The organism is Vibrio sp. 2132-1 (assembly GCF_033344315.1).
In genome coordinates, this window is sequence record NZ_JAWPON010000010.1 from 46,280 (window position 1) to 64,490 (window position 18,211).

16 protein-coding genes and 3 tRNA genes are annotated in these 18,211 nt (G+C 42.6%); 10 read left to right on the forward strand and 9 right to left on the reverse strand.

Translation table 11 applies throughout. The features are described 5' to 3' along the window. Positions 1-9 precede the first annotated feature (9 nt). From R8N47_RS12800 to R8N47_RS12810, 3 genes are all read left to right on the forward strand, one after another. Positions 10-83: transfer RNA gene (locus R8N47_RS12800), tRNA-Cys, on the forward strand. Between the two features lie 307 nt (positions 84-390). Beyond that, complete coding sequence (gene amyS / locus R8N47_RS12805) at positions 391-1,914, forward strand: alpha-amylase (protein ID WP_064354818.1); 1,524 nt, start codon at positions 391-393, stop codon at positions 1,912-1,914. 130 nt (positions 1,915-2,044) lie between these two features. Further along, the gene (locus R8N47_RS12810; protein WP_005375990.1) at positions 2,045-2,299 is read left to right on the forward strand and encodes a hypothetical protein; all 255 of its coding nucleotides are present in this window, start codon (positions 2,045-2,047) and stop codon (positions 2,297-2,299) included. Positions 2,300-2,373: 74 nt separating this feature from the next. Here R8N47_RS12810 and R8N47_RS12815 read toward each other — a convergent pair whose 3' ends face one another. Both R8N47_RS12815 and R8N47_RS12820 read right to left on the reverse strand, forming a co-directional pair. Further along, on the reverse strand, positions 2,374-3,162 hold the full coding sequence (locus tag R8N47_RS12815) for a lipase family protein (RefSeq protein WP_005375991.1): 789 nt from the start codon (positions 3,160-3,162) through the stop codon (positions 2,374-2,376). A 69-nt stretch (positions 3,163-3,231) separates the two neighbouring features. Next, entirely contained in the window at positions 3,232-4,161 is a 930-nt protein-coding gene (locus tag R8N47_RS12820; protein WP_064354817.1) for a CHAD domain-containing protein, read from the reverse strand. 301 nt (positions 4,162-4,462) lie between these two features. Here R8N47_RS12820 and R8N47_RS12825 point away from each other — a divergent pair. Beyond that, positions 4,463-4,549 (forward strand) — tRNA-Leu (locus R8N47_RS12825). A gap of 36 nt (positions 4,550-4,585) precedes the next feature. Beyond that, positions 4,586-4,659, forward strand: a tRNA-Cys gene (locus R8N47_RS12830). A 5-nt stretch (positions 4,660-4,664) separates the two neighbouring features. Here R8N47_RS12830 and R8N47_RS12835 read toward each other — a convergent pair. The 5 genes from R8N47_RS12835 to rnk all read right to left on the reverse strand — a co-directional run bounded on the left by R8N47_RS12835 (position 4,665) and on the right by rnk (position 10,051). Then, positions 4,665-5,657, reverse strand: a complete 993-nt coding sequence (locus tag R8N47_RS12835) for an LLM class flavin-dependent oxidoreductase (RefSeq protein ID WP_064354816.1) — start codon at positions 5,655-5,657, stop codon at positions 4,665-4,667. A gap of 235 nt (positions 5,658-5,892) precedes the next feature. Then, complete coding sequence (locus tag R8N47_RS12840) at positions 5,893-7,098, reverse strand: GGDEF domain-containing protein (RefSeq protein ID WP_226977227.1); 1,206 nt, start codon at positions 7,096-7,098, stop codon at positions 5,893-5,895. Positions 7,099-7,231: 133 nt separating this feature from the next. After that, on the reverse strand, positions 7,232-8,218 hold the full coding sequence (locus R8N47_RS12845; protein ID WP_064354814.1) for an ABC transporter substrate-binding protein: 987 nt from the start codon (positions 8,216-8,218) through the stop codon (positions 7,232-7,234). A gap of 227 nt (positions 8,219-8,445) precedes the next feature. After that, the gene (locus R8N47_RS12850) at positions 8,446-9,405 is read right to left on the reverse strand and encodes a GGDEF domain-containing protein (RefSeq protein WP_025767735.1); all 960 of its coding nucleotides are present in this window, start codon (positions 9,403-9,405) and stop codon (positions 8,446-8,448) included. A 238-nt stretch (positions 9,406-9,643) separates the two neighbouring features. Then, on the reverse strand, positions 9,644-10,051 hold the full coding sequence (gene rnk, locus R8N47_RS12855; protein WP_005376048.1) for a nucleoside diphosphate kinase regulator: 408 nt from the start codon (positions 10,049-10,051) through the stop codon (positions 9,644-9,646). Between the two features lie 527 nt (positions 10,052-10,578). Between rnk and nirB the strand changes: the two genes are divergently transcribed. The 4 genes from nirB to cobA all read left to right on the forward strand — a co-directional run bounded on the left by nirB (position 10,579) and on the right by cobA (position 15,481). Then, complete coding sequence (gene nirB / locus R8N47_RS12860) at positions 10,579-13,143, forward strand: nitrite reductase large subunit NirB (RefSeq protein ID WP_064354813.1); 2,565 nt, start codon at positions 10,579-10,581, stop codon at positions 13,141-13,143. A 13-nt stretch (positions 13,144-13,156) separates the two neighbouring features. Further along, on the forward strand, positions 13,157-13,480 hold the full coding sequence (gene nirD / locus R8N47_RS12865) for a nitrite reductase small subunit NirD (protein ID WP_054575426.1): 324 nt from the start codon (positions 13,157-13,159) through the stop codon (positions 13,478-13,480). Positions 13,481-13,667: 187 nt separating this feature from the next. After that, positions 13,668-14,516 carry a formate/nitrite transporter family protein gene (locus tag R8N47_RS12870; RefSeq protein ID WP_005387971.1) on the forward strand — a complete coding sequence of 283 codons (849 nt, stop codon included), beginning with the start codon at positions 13,668-13,670 and terminating at the stop codon, positions 14,514-14,516. Positions 14,517-14,722: 206 nt separating this feature from the next. Next, positions 14,723-15,481: a uroporphyrinogen-III C-methyltransferase gene (cobA, locus tag R8N47_RS12875; RefSeq protein ID WP_054575427.1), complete on the forward strand. Its 759-nt coding sequence runs from the start codon at positions 14,723-14,725 to the stop codon at positions 15,479-15,481. Between the two features lie 21 nt (positions 15,482-15,502). Here cobA and R8N47_RS12880 read toward each other — a convergent pair whose 3' ends face one another. Further along, entirely contained in the window at positions 15,503-15,943 is a 441-nt protein-coding gene (locus tag R8N47_RS12880) for a DUF4174 domain-containing protein (RefSeq protein ID WP_005440978.1), read from the reverse strand. Between the two features lie 119 nt (positions 15,944-16,062). Here R8N47_RS12880 and R8N47_RS12885 point away from each other — a divergent pair, with 119 nt between their 5' ends. Further along, positions 16,063-16,551 (forward strand): NYN domain-containing protein, encoded by a 489-nt coding sequence (locus tag R8N47_RS12885; RefSeq protein WP_054575428.1) that lies wholly within the window; start codon positions 16,063-16,065, stop codon positions 16,549-16,551. A gap of 86 nt (positions 16,552-16,637) precedes the next feature. Here R8N47_RS12885 and R8N47_RS12890 read toward each other — a convergent pair whose 3' ends face one another. Further along, entirely contained in the window at positions 16,638-17,969 is a 1,332-nt protein-coding gene (locus tag R8N47_RS12890; protein WP_005376060.1) for an anaerobic C4-dicarboxylate transporter, read from the reverse strand. Positions 17,970-18,211: the final 242 nt, after the last annotated feature.

The following is an 18,211-nucleotide window of genomic DNA, read 5'->3' on the forward strand; positions in this document are numbered from 1 at the left end:
AATCAGAAAGGCGCCTTGGCAGAGTGGCTATGCAGCGGATTGCAAATCCGTGGACCTCGGTTCGACTCCGGGAGGCGCCTCCACTATTTCGAAAGCCAGTCTTAAATGACTGGCTTTTTTCGTTTTTAGTCCACCTTTTCGTAACCCTTCGCGCTTTCCTAAAGTCTCCCATGTTTTGATCACCATTCAATATTTTTAACGCGCTAATCATTGATTTTATAAATGTTAGACAACTCAATAATTGTATAGTGTGATTGGTGATAGTTTCTCTTCGATTGTAATCCGAACTTTTTGTATTACAGGCAGCAACCTAGCTAGCGTCATAGTTAGTATCGCTTGGTGCGTATATGCAGAAAGGAGGATTCTAGTCCTTAACGTGAGAGAAAAATAATGAAAACATTCAACCTTAAACCTACACTTTTACCCTTAACTTTGCTGCTCAGTTCGCCTGTAATGGCGGCACAAAATGGCACCATGATGCAGTATTTCCATTGGTATGTGCCAAATGACGGTGCGCTCTGGACACAAGTTGAAAACAACGCTTCGGCACTATCTGGCAACGGCTTTACTGCGTTATGGTTACCGCCCGCCTATAAAGGTGCTGGTGGTAGCAACGACGTCGGTTATGGCGTTTATGATATGTATGATTTGGGAGAGTTTGATCAAAAAGGTTCGGTGCGCACCAAGTATGGCACCAAAGATCAGTACCTAAGCGCCATCAATACTGCCCATAAAAACAATATCCAGATTTATGGCGATGTGGTGTTCAACCATCGCGGTGGTGCGGATGGAAAGTCTTGGGTTGATACCAAGCGAGTCGATTGGAACAACCGAAATATTGAACTTGGTGGTAAATGGATTGAAGCGTGGGTAGAGTTTGATTTCCCTGGGCGCAACGACAAGTACTCAAACTTTCATTGGACGTGGTACCACTTTGATGGCGTGGACTGGGACGATGCTGGCGAAGAAAAAGCTATCTTCAAATTCAAAGGTGAGGGTAAGGCATGGGATTGGGAAGTGAGCTCGGAAAAAGGCAACTACGATTACCTTATGTACGCTGATCTAGACATGGATCACCCTGAAGTTAAGAAAGAACTTAAAGACTGGGGTGAGTGGTATATCAACATGACTGGTGTTGATGGGTTTAGAATGGACGCGGTGAAGCACATCAAATATCAATACCTGCAAGAATGGATTGATCACCTACGTTGGAAAACAGGGAAAGAACTATTCACGGTCGGAGAGTACTGGAACTACGATGTGAATCAGCTGCATAACTTTATCACCAAAACCTCTGGCAGCATGTCTTTGTTTGATGCACCGTTACATATGAACTTTTATAATGCGTCTAAATCGGGTGGTAGCTACGATATGCGTCAAATCATGGATGGTACGCTGATGAAGGACAATTCAGTCAAAGCGGTAACCTTAGTAGAAAACCATGACACTCAACCTTTGCAGGCTTTGGAGTCGACGGTTGATTGGTGGTTTAAGCCGCTCGCTTACGCGTTTATCTTATTGCGTGAAGAAGGCTATCCATCCGTGTTTTATGCAGATTACTACGGCGCGCAGTACAGTGATAAAGGGCATGACATCAATATGGTCAAAGTGCCTTACATTGAAGAGCTAGTAACACTGCGTAAAGATTATGCGTATGGCAAACAACATTCTTATCTCGACCACTGGGACGTAATTGGTTGGACTCGAGAAGGTGATGCAAAGCATCCACATTCAATGGCCGTGATCATGAGCGATGGACCTGGCGGCTCGAAGTGGATGTATACGGGTAAACCAAGTGCTCGCTACGTAGACAAGTTGGGTATCCGAACTGAAGAAGTTTGGACTGATGCGAATGGTTGGGCTGAGTTCCCAGTAAACGGCGGATCTGTCTCGGTTTGGGTTGGCGTTGAATAATCCATTCCTGTGATTTTGATACAGAGTAGGCAATTCTTGATAAATCTTTTCAATGAATCAATGTGTTATTTGATATTCATTCAACAAATGAGTAACTTATATTTGAGCATAATCTAGAGGAAGATAAAGAATGGAATCTATTGCTGATGTATTGGTTGTGGCTATTGTGTTCGGTGCCATATTTGGGGGCGGGATAATAAAGTTAATCTTGAACCATCGTAAAGAAGTAAGAGCGTTGGAGATATCTGAACGTAATACGATGAGCCGAGAAGAACAAGATAACCTTAACAAGCAAATTGGTGACTTGAAGCGACGTGTTGAAGTGTTAGAGCGAATTGTCACAGATAACAAATATCAACTTGAAAAAGAAATTGCCTCTCTGTAGATCACCACTTAATCGTAAAGCCGGCGAAGTCCGGCTTTTTCGTGTCTGTACGTCATACCTTTCGGATGTTTAACTCAGCGTTCATCAAAAAAGTCTTTGTCGCGAATGTATTTACTCATAAAGTGATAAGAGAACGGTCGCATTAGCCAACTAAATAAGGAGCGCCCAAGCCGTATGAGCGTTGGGGTGTTCTCGTATATTCTCCCGTTATATAACCATAGCATTTTGCCTACATGCCAATACAAAAAAGGTACGGGCGGCATAAAGGTCACGATGTCGATGTCGCAACAAATCCTGTATGTTTTGTGCCCCAAACGGTAGCGTTTCTTAAACGTCCAATCCCCGACAGCGGGCTGTCCGAAAGTGACCACGCGTTTAATGCTTTTGGGGTATTTTTTCTCAATATAGTCAGCAAAAACACTGCCAATCGCGCCACCTGAAGAGTGGCCAGTAATAGTGATTCTTTTTCCCCTGAGAATAAGTGGTACAACGATACCTTCGAGGCGTTCGATCACGGTCAACCCTAACCGATCTTCATTCCGGCTCGGTAAACTTTCTTGGAACAACAGATGATAGAAACCCGCGTGAATGCGATAGTTTAGTCCCAACCTTCGACAGCTTCTCGTCCACATCGCGAAGTTCAACAACCAATCACTGATACTGTGTGAGCCTTTAATCACTACGACCACTTCACTCTGTTTTTTACTCCAGAGCACGCGAATCATAATCTTACCGTGTTCATTTCTAATGACTCGTTGCCCATTAGGATCGAACCCGTATTGAGTTTGCCTGAAGACGCGAGGGTAGGCGAGATTACAAAGCACCGCATAGCGCTCGTATTGGTATCGTTTTAATGGTTTCACGTTAACTTTCTTAGTGGAGCCTAACGGTTGACTGTAATTAATGAATATTAAAAATACGTGAACCTTGATTTAGGGTCGGTAGAGATTCTGTGTATTGGTATCGCGAATGAAAGACTCAAACTGGCTTAAATGCGTCAAGATGGTTTGGCGAGAGAGTTCATGATGTTCGCTAAGTACGTTAATTAGCTTTTTCAAAGCCTTACGATCTTGTTTATTGAGATTTGCTGTCTCTTTGAGTTGTGCGAAAAATTCAATTTGACTTGAAGTGTCGTTAAAGTCACCGAGCTTGTCTTGCAATAGTTTTAGTTGTTTCACGTTGTTTTTGTGCTGTTGGGAAGGATAGAGCGTGGAAAATCCTTCTAACAAATAACGCAGCGCTTTGCACTTTATCCGCATCGAATGAATCACACTGTCGCGACTTTTGTCCGAGATCTTGCGTCGTGCTTTATCAACTTTTTTAAATTGATCGGAGATTTTTTGGCTTGCGAAGAGTAACGCAGGTACGTTGCTATCCACTCGTTCGTGTTGCGTACTTCGCAGCAGACTATTCCTGACCAAAGTGCAGTGCGTTGTGTATTCTTCTGTAGCTAGCCAACGCGTAACTTTTGCCTGTTCGTAAGCACGTTCGGCTTCGATAAAGCCAAAAAGCTGCTCAAGAGACGATTTGTGGTTTGGGAGCATTTCAATGTATTGGTTTTTGCCCAAGATAAATACGTCCAAATCACGCAGCTTATTTGTTTTCTTCATCATTATTTTTAAATGAGGTTTCAAAATACGCTGCTCAAAAGGAGGGATCAGTTCGCGAAGTAGTAAGCATAGTGAGCGTATGCGCCTTAGTGTGACGCGATACTGGTGTGTATATTCAGGGTCCAAGTCATGGACGATCCCCTGTTCCAGAGAGCGAGCATAATCAAATTCAGTAAGTAAGAAGTGGGACACTACGAAGTCGAGTTCGGAATCAGTATGTAGCGGTAATTGAAATGATGACTTTCGAAACATGATGAGCGCTTATTTGTCCCCTGCAGTACGAGTTAAGTTTATACCCATACTGCCAATTTGTGCGACTTGTCGATTCCTCATTGACATGAAGTGATGAAGCAAAGTAAACGAGAGCAAAACATGCTGATGTTCTTGTGAGCAAAATGATCGCCCTTTGTTCGTTTGAGTTGGCTTTTTAACCATTTGAATAAAAGAGACTAATTTTTTGTTGACCAGATAAATTAATCCGTTAAAGTACGCCTCGTTCTCACGGCAAAGGCCGCAGAGACAGATGGTGTCTAACCCATCGCATGATTGCGTTGCCCTGGTGGTGGAATTGGTAGACACAAGGGATTTAAAATCCCTCGGCGTTCGCGCTGTGCCGGTTCAAGTCCGGCCCGGGGCACCATCAAAATCTTTGGTGACAGAGATACAAAATCAGAAAGGCGCCTTGGCAGAGTGGCTATGCAGCGGATTGCAAATCCGTGGACCTCGGTTCGACTCCGGGAGGCGCCTCCATTCTTTTACTTGTCCATGAGTTCCGATAGTAACCTGTAGGATCTCAACTTCTCAGATTGTTCAAACACCATCGTGTTTACCATAATTTCATCTGCCCCAGTGCGTTCCAAAAGTTTCTCAATTTTCTGTCTTACATATGTTTGATCACCATGGATAGATTCACGTAATTGAGTTTCAACGTGAAGCTTTTCCTGTGTTGACCATAGTGGTGCCATACTTTTCACTGGTGCGCGAAGTTTTTCGCGATTGCCGCGAATCATTTTTAAGAATTTTTGCTTCTCTGTTGTCGCGAGAAAATCTGCATGTGACTGAGTATCCGCTACGATAACGTTGGCACAAATCATCACATAGGGTTGAGCTAAATGCTCGGATGGGACAAACTCATCTCGATAAAAGTTTAGAGCACGAGACATTGCATCTGGAGCAAAGTGTGCAGCAAATGCGAAAGGTAAGCCTCTCTTAGCTGCTAAACGTGCGCTGTATGTACTCGACCCCAGAAGCCAAATCGGCAGAGATGTGTTGTTACCTGGATAAGCCGCGACTGGTTGATTTCGAGATACGGGACCAAGAAAGAAATTAAGTTCCTCCAACAGCTCTTCAAAGTCAGGATCCATATGCTCTGGTTCCCGCCTTAATGCATGCATTGTTTGGTAGTCGGTGCCTGGTGCGCGTCCTAATCCGAGGTCAATACGACCAGGGTATAATGCCTCTAACGTTCCGAATTGCTCTGCAATAACTAGTGGTGCATGGTTAGGTAACATGATTCCACCTGATCCTAAACGGATCGAGTTCGTGTGCGCTCCAATATGACTGAGTAATACACTGGTTGCGGCACTGGCGATGTCGGGCATGTTATGGTGTTCAGCCATCCAAAACCGATGATAGCCCCAGGACTCGATTGATTGAGCTAATTCAACGGAGCGTTCGAACGTTTCGGTGAAGTTTGTTCCGTCGGACACGGGTGCCAAATCCAGAACAGATAAACGAGGAAAAGACATAGGATAGTTATAGCCTGTTAATGAATCTTAACTATCATATGGTGGTGAAAGTTGACGTTTAAAAGGGGAGGATTAACCATTCACAATGGATTATTTTTCTTCAATGCCTGGAGAGCGTTTAGCTTACGAGTTTAGCTTTTGCTATGTGATAAAAGCGGTTTTATTACTGTAAGTGGCCACAGTGGTCGATGTCGTTGAATATTCGCATGTAGAACGTTTCCACAGCTACTTTAGATTAAAACATAGGCCTCTTTAACAGCGAACTGCTGTTGTCGACAATAGTGAACGAGCTAGCTTTAGAACGTTTTGACTGATACATAGACTTGTCTGCCGCTGTTAATAATTCATGTACATTCGACCCATGCTCAGGATAGAGTGCAATACCAATGCTAGCTCCGACGCATAACTCTTTACCTTTAAAATGAATTACTTTTTCTATTTCTTGGATATAGCGTAGTGCACATGCAGACAGAGACGTACCTGTTGTGTGTGAACGATGAATAATAATAAATTCATCTCCACCAAAGCGGCCTACCATGTCTGATTCGTCGATAATACTTGATAATCTACTAGCTACAGATTTTAACACTGCATCACCTGCCTCATGGCCATGGCTATCGTTAATATCCTTAAATAAATTTAAATCTATAAAAAACAAACTAAAACTATTCTCACTGCCTCTGAAATTACGCGTAAGCTGGATCAAATGTTTTTCTATTGCTCGACGATTGTAGATATTAGTTAAGGAGTCGTGCTCAGACAAAAATACCAAACTTTCTTTTTGACGATTTAGAACTGAAGTTTGATTCTCTACTTCTTCTTTAAGTTTTGATTTTGATATTGTTGTGTGGTTTAACAATGCCGCCATTTTATTGAAGTAACAAGACAGATTTTCAAATTCCGTGAATTGATTTTCTGAAGGGATTTTATAGTCAAAATTTGACCTGCTTAATTGTTTTATTCCATTTATAAACCTTTGAAAGCTTCTCTTGAACTTTATTTTTATATAAAAGCATAATAGCATAACAACCAGAGAGATAAAAATAATACCTGCTTGAGTGTAATAATTTAAATTTTGTAGTTTTGTAGACTTATTATTAAGTATTTTTTTATAAATATATATTATTTCATTATTCATATCCTGGGATACAATGTTTATTCTGGATTGTATGACAGGATTTGATTTATTATAATTTACGACTGAATCATAATGGCGATCTTTGTCTAGTAAATGATTATTTTCGTATTGAACTAAAAAATACAGTTCGAGATTCATTTTTTTTAGGTCTTTAGTAAGGTATAAAACATCTTCATTTTGAGATAATAATTCGTTTAATTTGTTATGAGAAATCATGAATTGTGTGAAATTGTTTTTTCCCCTATTTTGAGTGTAAGCCCAAAGATAACTACTTAATGACTCTAATGATATTTGTATGTCCATTATTTGGTTTAATTGTTTCTTGGCTTTATAATCTTCTATTTTTATGAAGCTTATGTATACTATAACGCTGATACATAGTATTACGCTTAGACTGAATAGTGATGCTAAATAGTAGTTTAACGAACGATGCATTTTAATCTAGACCATCAAAATATGAATTGATATAGTTTTCTTTAAATATTTTTCTGTAATTTGGAATCTGTCCTTCTACATAGTTTTGTTTTAATGCCCAATTAGCTTCTGATTGTAATGTAAATAATAAAGAATTCGTTAAATTTAATCGAAAGTTATAATCATCCCAACTCCAAGATATTTCTTCAACTGTTATGTTAAGTTTTTGTGATAGTATTTTCATTGTTAAATGAGGGTTTTTATCCATCCAGTTAATTGAGTGATGAAGTGACTTTATTATTTTCATTACTTCTTGATCTGATTTTTCAATGTGTATTTCTTTTGATACAAGCAAAAAGTAAAGTTTATACACGCCAATAATTCCTATGTTCTTTACTTCTTCATTTATTCTATTCTTGGCCATAAATCCGTATGGCTCCCAAGTAGATATTGCATCGACGTTTCCTTGCATTAAATGATTTATAATAACCTGCGTTGTTGATGATATTTTTTCTACTTTTTCTAAATCAATGTCATTTACCTGTAGCAACAAGTCTAAGTAATATTCGCTAGCGCTCTTTTTTATTACACCAACCTTTTTTCCTGGTAATTTATCTATACTTTCTATGCCAGACCGCTTTTTAGTTAGCAGCTTAATATCATTCGTAGAAGATGCAAAAGAAGTGATTAATGCTAAATCTTTGTATTCAAAGCTTTTAAACATCAGTACGCTTTCAGAAAAAGTGGCGTAATTAACATGGTTTTCTAGAAGTAGGTTTGAACATTCGACCCCTCCAAAGCACATGATAAGTTCGACGTTTAAATCGTTTTCTTCAAACGCACCTATGTGCTCTGCAATGATAAAAGGGGCTGACAGAGGCGTCTTAGATATACCGATTGTTGTAGGTTTGTGGATAGCATTTGATACCGTTGTTAATTTTAAATAAGCAACTACTAATACAGAAAGAACTAAAATTATGATAACTGTAGAAATCTGTTTTGTATCCATCAAAAACAACTCCCTTCATAATAGTAGTAATTAATCTATCAGTTAAATGAGTGTAGTTGCTTATTGGGTTGATGCTAGGAGAGGAGGGGATTTATTTGTATCGTGCCAAATTTATGAGTACCTAGGGGTAATTTCGGTAACTGGCTTAGATATAAAGAATTTATCTTGAGTTAGTTCAAGTTGTAGCAAATGACTGATTTCATAACATGATGATTTATGGAGAGATATCAACTTTTTAAGTTGAAAAATTGTACTCCATTTTTGCCATTTTTCTTTATCTCATACATTGCGTGATCGGCTTTTTGATACACTTCATTAAACGGTTGCTTTCCTTTGTTAAAGAGACAAACACCGATACTCATTCCTATCGTTACTTTATGTAAGTCTTGATTTATCGCTGGAATGATTGAATCTAAAAGTTGATTGCAAAGTTGGGATATTTCCTCTCGACTTGAATGCCAGTTTAAGATAACAAATTCATCGCCTCCTATGCGTCCAACTTGAGACTTGCTTGACGCAAGCTCTGTTAAGCTATTGGCGATATTGATGAGGAGGGTGTCGCCAGTATGATGGCCTAGCTGGTCGTTAACTGCTTTAAAATTATCTATATCAACAAACACTAAAGCAGACTGCTGAGACGGTTCGGTTTGAGGTTGATGATTAAAGTTTTCCTCAATTGCTTTTCTATTTAACAATCCAGTCAATGGATCACTCGAAGCCAACTTGGCCAGTTGCTGCTCATAACGCTTTTCTTTTGTAATATCGATATGAGTACCCATCATCCGTAGTGGTTCGCCATCAGAACCATACTCGACGATGCGCCCTCGATCGTAGACCCAGCTATCACTGCCGTCTTTATGAATCATGCGATGCACTACCTCATAAAGGTCGGTCTTGCCTGCTAGGTGATCTTCAAATGCACCCACCGCAAGATCGTAATCTTCAGGGTGGAGATTGTTTTTCCACGTTTCAACCGTCGCGGTTAACTCATGGGGCTGATAACCTAGCATTTTGCCCCACTGCATATTGAATATCGTCAAAGTACCTGAAGGAATATGCTGCTCCCACAAACACAGTCCATTACTGTCGAGTGCAGCATTCAACTTTTCTTGTAGTCGCGCATTCTTCCGCTTCAGCTCTTCATTTTCTTTTTCTAAGCAGGCAATTCGAGTTAGATATTCTTCCATTTTGCGCATAATTTACGTCGTTTTCGGAGCGACAATATACGAAAAATACTTTGCAATTTCTATGGTTGAGCTTGGAGATATAAGTATTGAATATGCGGTAAATAATAAAGAATCGGTGATGTTACTTAAGAGCTGCAAAGTAAATGCTTGGAAAACAAAGAAGGAAATAGGGGGTAAGCGAGGGGCTCTCCTGGTGCAAAGTCTTAAATGGAGGCCTTTGCACCGGGACTACTGAGGGTTAGCGGTTTAGTGCACCACAACGCTCAGGCTGGTAGGTGATATCGACAATTTCAATTGTCTTCACTTGATTATTTGGCATTGGCCATTCAAGTTTTTGACCAACAGACAAACCGATCAGTGCGCTGCCTACGGGCGCAAAAATAGAGATATCATCACTGCTTTTCAGTTCAGAAGGGTAAACCAGTGTCTTTGTCATGGTTCTATCTTCACCTGAAAATTTAAACTCTACAGTCGAGTTCATCGTGACCACGTTATCTGGCATTTGTTCTGGCTCAAGAACTGTTGCTCGGTCGAGCTCTGCTTCTAATTCCACAAGCTCCGCTGCGATGTTTGGCATTTTATCCAACAAGGCTGTGATTCGGTTCATATCTAAGCTTGAGATGTAGATAGAATTGTTTTCTGACATTTTATGACTCCCAAATAAAAGGCCGCCTCACAAAAATGGGACGGCACTCTATATGTCAATTACGGTATCAATCATATGGACGCTATTCCATATGAACTAAACCTGATTTTAGTCTTTATAGTGCGACTTAGCTAGTAAAAAATTTTTGTTGTGAAGCTTGATTTTTCTAAATCTTTCAATCACTTCAGATATTGTTCTCTGATCACCTTGAAACGGTGAAGTCAAGTGAGTGCGTCGTTTAGAAGCAAAACAGGATTTATCGTAGGTGTGCTCGGTTTCGATGGTCAGCCTAACTTCATAAAAGCAAAACGGTATAGTCCGTTGCTAGCATGGCTTCGGTTATCTCAGTTTGTTAAAACTACCAATATCCGTTAATAAATTACTTTTTATTTCGCAATAGTCAGATAAATACGTTCATCTACCCCTTTAGGGTAGTTTGAAATTGTAATTGATTTACATCATGTATTAATTTTCTTTCACAATTAACAATGCGCTCAGTGATAAGAACCTAATCCTTAGGAAGTACAATGAGCAAGTTGAAGCTAGTAGTCATCGGTAACGGTATGGTAGGCCACCGTTACATTGAAGACTTAGTCGAGAAAGCTGATATGTCTAATATGGACATTACGGTTTTCTGTGAAGAACCTCGTGTCGCATACGACCGTGTGCACCTTTCCTCTTACTTTTCTCACCATACTGCAGATGAACTTTCTTTAGTGAAAGAAGGCTTCTACGAGAAACACGGTATTAACATGCTGATCGGCGAACGCGCGATTAACATCAACCGTGAAAACCGCATTGTTTACTCAAGCACTGGTCGCGAAGTTCAATACGACAAGCTGATTCTTGCTACTGGCTCATTCCCATTTGTTCCACCTATCAAAGGTCACGAAAGCAAAGACTGTTTTGTTTACCGTACTATCGAAGATCTTAAAGCGATCGAAGCGTGTGCGAAGAAGAGCAAATCAGGCGTTGTTGTCGGTGGTGGTCTGCTAGGTCTTGAAGCAGCAGGCGCATTGAAAGCACTGGGTGTAGAAACGCATGTTGTTGAGTTCGCACCGAAGCTAATGGCTGAACAACTTGACCTTGCTGGTGGTAACCAACTTCGACAAAAGATCGAGCGTATGGGCGTGAACGTTCACACTAGCAAAAACACGCTTGAGATTGCGCCAGAAGGCACAAACGCACGCAACGTTATGCGTTTTGCTGACGGCTCAGAGCTAGAAACAGACTTCATCGTATTCTCTGCAGGTATTCGTCCACAAGACAAACTAGCACGCCAAATGGAGCTAGAAGTGGCACCTCGTGGCGGTGTTGCTATCAACGACCATTGTCAGACTTCTGATGAGAACATCTACGCGATTGGTGAGTGTGCGTCTTGGAACGAAATGTTCTACGGCCTTGTTGCTCCTGGCTACAAGATGGCGACAGTTGCTGTTGATCACCTACTAGGTAACACAGAAAGCAAATTCGAAGGCGCTGACATGTCTGCGAAGCTGAAACTTCTTGGCGTGAAAGTAGGCTCTATCGGTGACGCGAACGGTCGTACTGAAGGCTGTAAGAGTTACGTTTACCAAAACGAAGAGCAAGAAGTTTACAAACGTCTTATCGTTTCTGAAGACAACAAGAAACTGCTTGGCGCAGTTATGGTTGGTGACACCTCTGACTACGGCGATCTGCTTCAACTTATGTTGAACGAAATCGACCTACCAGAACACCCAGATGCGTTGATCCTTCCTGCACACGCAGGTGCTGAGAAACCAGCACTAGGTGCAGATGCTCTACCAGAAAGCGCAGTGATCTGTTCATGTTTCGACGTGACAAAAGGCAAGATCGCACAAGCGGTTGCTGATGGTCACCACACATTGGGTGACATCAAAGCTGTGACTGGCGCAGGTACAGGCTGTGGTGGTTGTATTCCTCTAGTGACGTCTGTTCTAAATGCTGAGCTTGCTAAATCTGGTATCGAAGTGAAGAACGACGTGTGTGAGCACTTTGCATACTCACGCCAAGAGTTGTTCCACCTAATCCGCATTGAAGAGATCAAAACGTTTGATGAGCTTCTAGAGAAATACGGCAAAGGTTACGGCTGTGAAGTTTGTAAACCACTGGCTGGTTCTATCTTGGCTTCTTGCTGGGGTGAGCACATTCTTAAGCCACAACTGGTTAAGCTGCACGACACGAACGATAACTTCCTAGGTAACATCCAAAAAGACGGTACTTACTCTGTTATCCCACGTATGGCGGGTGGTGAAGTAACACCTCAAGCATTGGGTGCGCTAGCGAACGTTGCTGCAGAATACAACCTATACACCAAAGTAACCGGTGCTCAACGTATTGGTCTGTTCGGTGCTCAAAAAGACGATCTTCCAGAGATCTGGCGCAAGCTTATCGATGCTGGCTTCGAAACAGGTCAAGCGTACGCAAAAGCACTTCGTATGGCGAAGACATGTGTGGGCTCTACTTGGTGTCGTTACGGTGTTCAAGATTCTGTTGGTCTAGGTTCTTACATCGAGAACCGTTACAAAGGCATTCGTACACCTCATAAGATGAAGTTCGGTGTTTCTGGCTGTACTCGTGAATGTGCGGAAGCACAAGGTAAAGACCTTGGCATCATCGCGACTGACGCAGGTTGGAACATGTACGTATGCGGTAACGGCGGTATGAAACCTCGTCACGCAGACCTACTAGCAAGCGATCTAGATAAAGAAACGCTAATCAAGTACATCGACCGCTTCATGATGTTCTACATCCGTACTGCTGCGCCACTACAACGCACATCAGTTTGGATGGAAAACATGGAAGGTGGCGTTGACTACCTACGCGAAGTGATTGTTAACGACAAGCTTGGCATCAACGCTCAACTAGAAGCAGACGTAGCGAAGCTTGTAGACGAGTACGAGTGTGAGTGGACTGCGACCATCAACGACGAATCACAACTGACTCGTTTCGCGCACTTCATCAACTCTGACAAGCGCGATGACAACGTTGTATTTGTACAAGAGCGTGAACAGCACCGCCCAGCAACCTTCACGGAAAAACACCCTGAAGCGAAAGGCGACATCCTACACGTAGCGATCACTGAAGCATAAGGGAAGGTTGATTATGTCATTTGAAAAGATTTGCCAAATCAGCGACATCGTACCGGGCACTGGCGTTTGTGCTTTGGTTAATGGTCAGCAAGTTGCGGTATTTCGCCCAACACAAGCAGAAGAAGTGCTGGCGATCAGCAACACAGACCCGTTCTTCCAATCAAACGTGCTTTCTCGCGGTTTGATCTGTGAGCACCAAGGCGAGCTTTGGGTGGCAAGCCCACTTAAGAAGCAGCGCTTTAACCTGACAACAGGTGCGTGCATGGAAGACGAACGTTTTAGCGTGAAAGCGTACAAAACGCGTGTAACCAACGGCGAAGTAGAAATCTCTGCGTAAGCTTGGTTTTCATTCCCTCCTCTTAGGGGGAGGGAATGAACTGAAACCTAGATTCAATAGACAAAGGCTTTCCAAGCATCATCTCAGGGGAACAGGGAAGCGAGGTGTTGTAGATAGCGTTCAGGTGTCAACGGGAAGCCTTTCTCTATTCAATCTTTAACTTTCAATTTTGGATAAGGACACATTCATGTCTACTGATTTTAAGCCTGCAGAATTCGTGCAAACCATGATCAATGTTGGTGAAGCGAAAACTAATACAAGCACGCGAGACCTTCTGCTTCGCGGTACGATGGCTGGCGTTATTCTTTCGCTTGCGGTGGTGGTTGCTATTACCGCGATTGTACAAACGGGTATCGGTCTTGTAGGAGCACTTGTTTTCCCCGTTGGTTTCGTAATTCTAAGTGTGATGGGGTATGACCTAGTAACCGGTGTTTTTGGTCTAGCGCCTCTGGCTAAGTTTGCTAACCGTCCGGGTATCACTTGGGGTCGTATCTTCCGTTGTTGGGGTCTTGTAGGCTTGGGTAACCTTATCGGTTCTCTGATCGTTGCTTACCTAGTGGCTATCTCTCTAACAGGTAACTTCTCTCTAGAACTGAATGCAGTAGCGAAGAAATTTGTGGCTGTTTCTACCGCGCGTAGCCTTGGTTTTGAAAACATGGGTATGGACGGATGGATCACGTGTTTCGTACGCGGCATCTTTTGTAACCTAATGGTGTGTCTAGGCGTTATAGGCAACATGACGGCACGTTCGGTGTCTGGTCGCGTAGCAATGATGTGGTTCCCAATCTTCATCTTCTTTGCGCTAGTATTTGAACACACCGTAGTAAACATGTTCCTATTCCCACTAGGTATGATTCTAGGTGCGGATTTTGGTATCGCGACTTGGTTGAACTTCAACCTTATTCCAACCATTCTAGGTAATATTGTTGGTGGTCTCGTAATGACTTGTATTCCACTGTACCTAACTCACGCTAAAACTGCGCCTTCTATCAATGCTGAAGAAGAAGTAAAAGCGCAACCTGCAATGGCTAAATAACCATTAACGGGTAATTCGCTTAATATGGTCCCGCTTCTGGATGGGCGGGACTATTCTCTAACTAGATTTCAATTTTTAACTTTCACTTTCGCGACATATTTTATTGATTTAGCTATAAAAAGTAATAACTCCTTAGAGTGGTTTTAGCCCTAAGTGCATAACGCGAGTGTTACTCTTTATATCTAAATTTTTCGATAGGCGTTGATATGACTACTGCTCACTCATCTTTAAACAGCGGCTTTGTTTCTCTTGTTGGTGCAGGTCCAGGTGATCCTGATTTGCTCACAGTAAAAGGCTTAAAAGCCATTCAAGCGGCTGAAGTTGTGGTGTACGACCGATTGGTATCAAAAGAGATTCTTGAGTTGGCCCATGCATCAGCAGAGATGATTTATGTTGGGAAAAAGCTCGATTTTCACTGTGTACCTCAAGATCAAATCAACCAAATCTTGGTGCAGAAAGCGCAAGAAGGTAAACGCGTTGTGCGCCTAAAAGGTGGGGACTCATTTATCTTTGGCCGTGGTGGTGAAGAGCTAGAAGAGCTAGCCGAATTTGGCATCAAATACGAAGTGGTTCCGGGTATTACGGCGGCGGCGGGCGCGACGGCTTACGCAGGTATTCCACTAACGCACCGCGACCATGCACAAAGCGTTCAATTTATCACTGGTCATGTACAAAAAGATGGTCGTGAGATTGAATGGCATTCACTAGCGCAATCCAACAACACACTTGTGTTCTATATGGGGTTGAAGCAAAGCGGCCACATTGTGGATAAGCTGATCACTCATGGGTTAGATCCTGAGATGTCTTGCGCCATTATTGAAAACGGTACGCGCCCGGAGCAGCGCGTGTTCCAAGGAAAGTTGAACGAGCTATCGAGCATGGCAGAGCAAGCCGTGAGTCCAGCATTGATTGTAGTTGGTAGCGTTACACAGTTGCACAACAAATTAGATTGGTTCGGCAAGTAACCGAAGACCTAATCTTAAGCACTAGATCGCGCAAGGACTGCGTTTCTGCTGCATCTCTCTTTTACGCATTGGCATTTCATCAATTAGATTGTTGATGAATTGCCAATCGGTCTTCGCTCCCCAGCGGTGTTTCTCTTCACCATCTTTACCTAATAGAATCGCTGTGTGTTGGCCTTGTTTCACTTCGTAAAGTTTGGCTAACATTTTCAAATCAAACTCTTCTTTGAGCCATGATGGTTGCGTGTAACCGTCTTCGGCAATAACGAGCGTAATAACGTCACGGTCTTCTAGTTCACATTCATTCATCAGTGCTTCAAGCAAAAACTGCTTAACGTGGTCGTCATTTGCAGGGGCGAAATACAGCACGCTACGGTGCGGCCAATACTGAGAGTGTGCTGGATATCCAAATGCAGCACTTGATATGAGGCATGAAAGCAACAGGGCAATGGTCGTCTTGTTCATGGCTTCACTCCTTGAAACTCGAATATCAAGTTATACGATAAGTTTAGTGGAATTAGCTGATTGTGCTTTTTCCAAAACTGGCATAGGGTAGGCAGCAAATAAATTGAGCGTAGAAATAGATGAGTTCGGAAAGCAAACAAAAAATCGCCATTTTGGTTGATGTACAGAATGTGTATTACACCTGTCGCGAAGCGTATCGAAGCAATTTTGATTACAACCAGTTTTGGTATGTTGCCACACAAGGGAAAGAGGTGGTAAGTGCTCGTGCTTATGCAATTGCGAGCAATGATCCCAAGCAACGTCAGTTCCACCATATTCTTCGTGGTGTTGGATTTGAGGTGATGCTTAAACCCTACATCCAGCGTCGTGATGGCAGCTCGAAAGGCGATTGGGATGTGGGTGTTACTCTCGATGCAATTGAAATTGCTCCCGAAGTTGAGGAAGTGATTCTAGTTTCGGGAGATGGAGACTTTAGTCTGCTAGTAGAGAGAATTCAGCAGCGCTTCAATAAAACGGTGACCGTTTATGGTGTACCTAAGCTAACATCCCAAACTCTGATTGATTGTGCCGACAATTTTGTCGCGATTGATGACGATTTCTTGCTGTAGTGAATAGTGCAATAAAGAAAGGCGAGTCACTCAGGCTGTACGAAACGTACAATGACTCGCCTCTAATTTATCGTTGATTTGGCTAGTTACGAAGGAATGATCATTTGCCCTAGCAAGTAACCCAAGCAACACGCACCAATCACGCCGATTAAGCCCACAGACATGAATGAGTGGTTGAAGTACCACTTACCAATCTTAGTTGTGCCCGAGGTATCGAAGTTCACAGTCGCGATATCTGAAGGGTAGTTGGGAATAAAGAAGTAGCCGTATACCGCTGGCATCAAGCCGATAAGCAGCGCAGGTTCCAAACCTAAGCCGAGACCAACAGGCAGCATCATGCGAGCCGTTGCAGCTTGAGAGTTCACCACAACCGACACAATGAATAATGCAAGCGCGAATGTCCAAGGATAGTTGGTTACCATCTCTACGATGCCAGATTTAAATTGAGGCATAGCGTACTGGAAGTAGGTATCTGACATCCATGCAATACCGAAGATAGCAATCGCCGCCACCATACCAGATTTAAATACCACCCCATTTGGTACGTCGCGCGGGTCAGTTTTGGTCGCAAGCAAAATGATACCGCCGAAGCAAAGCATCATCATTTGAATCACAACTGCCATGCTGATTGGCTTCGAGCCATCTACGATGGTACGAATGTCTGGCCACATCGCGATAACGACGATAACCAAGATCGATGCAATGAACAGCAATACAGAGTTACGAGCACTTGTTGGTAGTACTTCATCAAGAGACGTCGCAGTTGTGTTGAGGATCTTTTCGCGCCACACAGGATCTTTCAAACGCTCTTGGTATTCTTCATCGTCGTCTAGCTCTTTACCACGCTTTAGGCTGTAAAGTGACATCAACAACGTACCGAATAAGGTTGCAGGTACAGTAACGAGCAGAATTGAGAGCAGAGTGATCTCGTGTTGAATATCAGAGAGTTGCGCCAAGTAGTAAACTACGGCCGCTGAAATTGGCGAGGCTGTGATTGCGATTTGAGAGGCGACAGAAGCGGCAGCCATAGGACGCTCTGGACGAATGCCGTTTTTAAGCGCAACGTCGCCAATGATTGGCATAATGGAGTAAACCGCGTGACCTGTACCAAGTAGGAAGGTCATAAAGTAAGTCACGAACGGAGCAATAAGGGTGACGCGTTTTGGGTTCTTACGAAGCACACGCTCGGCAACTTGCAGCATGTATTTCAAACCGCCAGCGGCTTCAAGAATGGAAGCACATGTTACCACCGCTAAAATGATCAACATGACGGTGACAGGAGGAGAGGTTGGCGGCATCTTAAAGATGAATACTTCAATCACCAAGCCAATTCCGGATACGACCCCAAGGCCTATACCACCATAACGTGAGCCGATATACAGCATCACGAGCAAAAATAGAAACTCAAGATACAACATGTGGATTTCCTTATTCAAAACAGAGGGCTACATAGCCAAATTACCTCTTTGTATTGTCTCGATATTCAGAAAGAAAATACTTCATGTTGTTCACAATCCGCTGGATAAGAAACAGCAATATTCAATTATTGGCAATAACTCACGCTACACAGGGAAACTGTTAACACAGTTTTATCAGGGTGTTTTTATGCTGTGTATTTTTGCGATCATGTGAGCGTCAAATGCGAAGAGGTTTAAGAGTT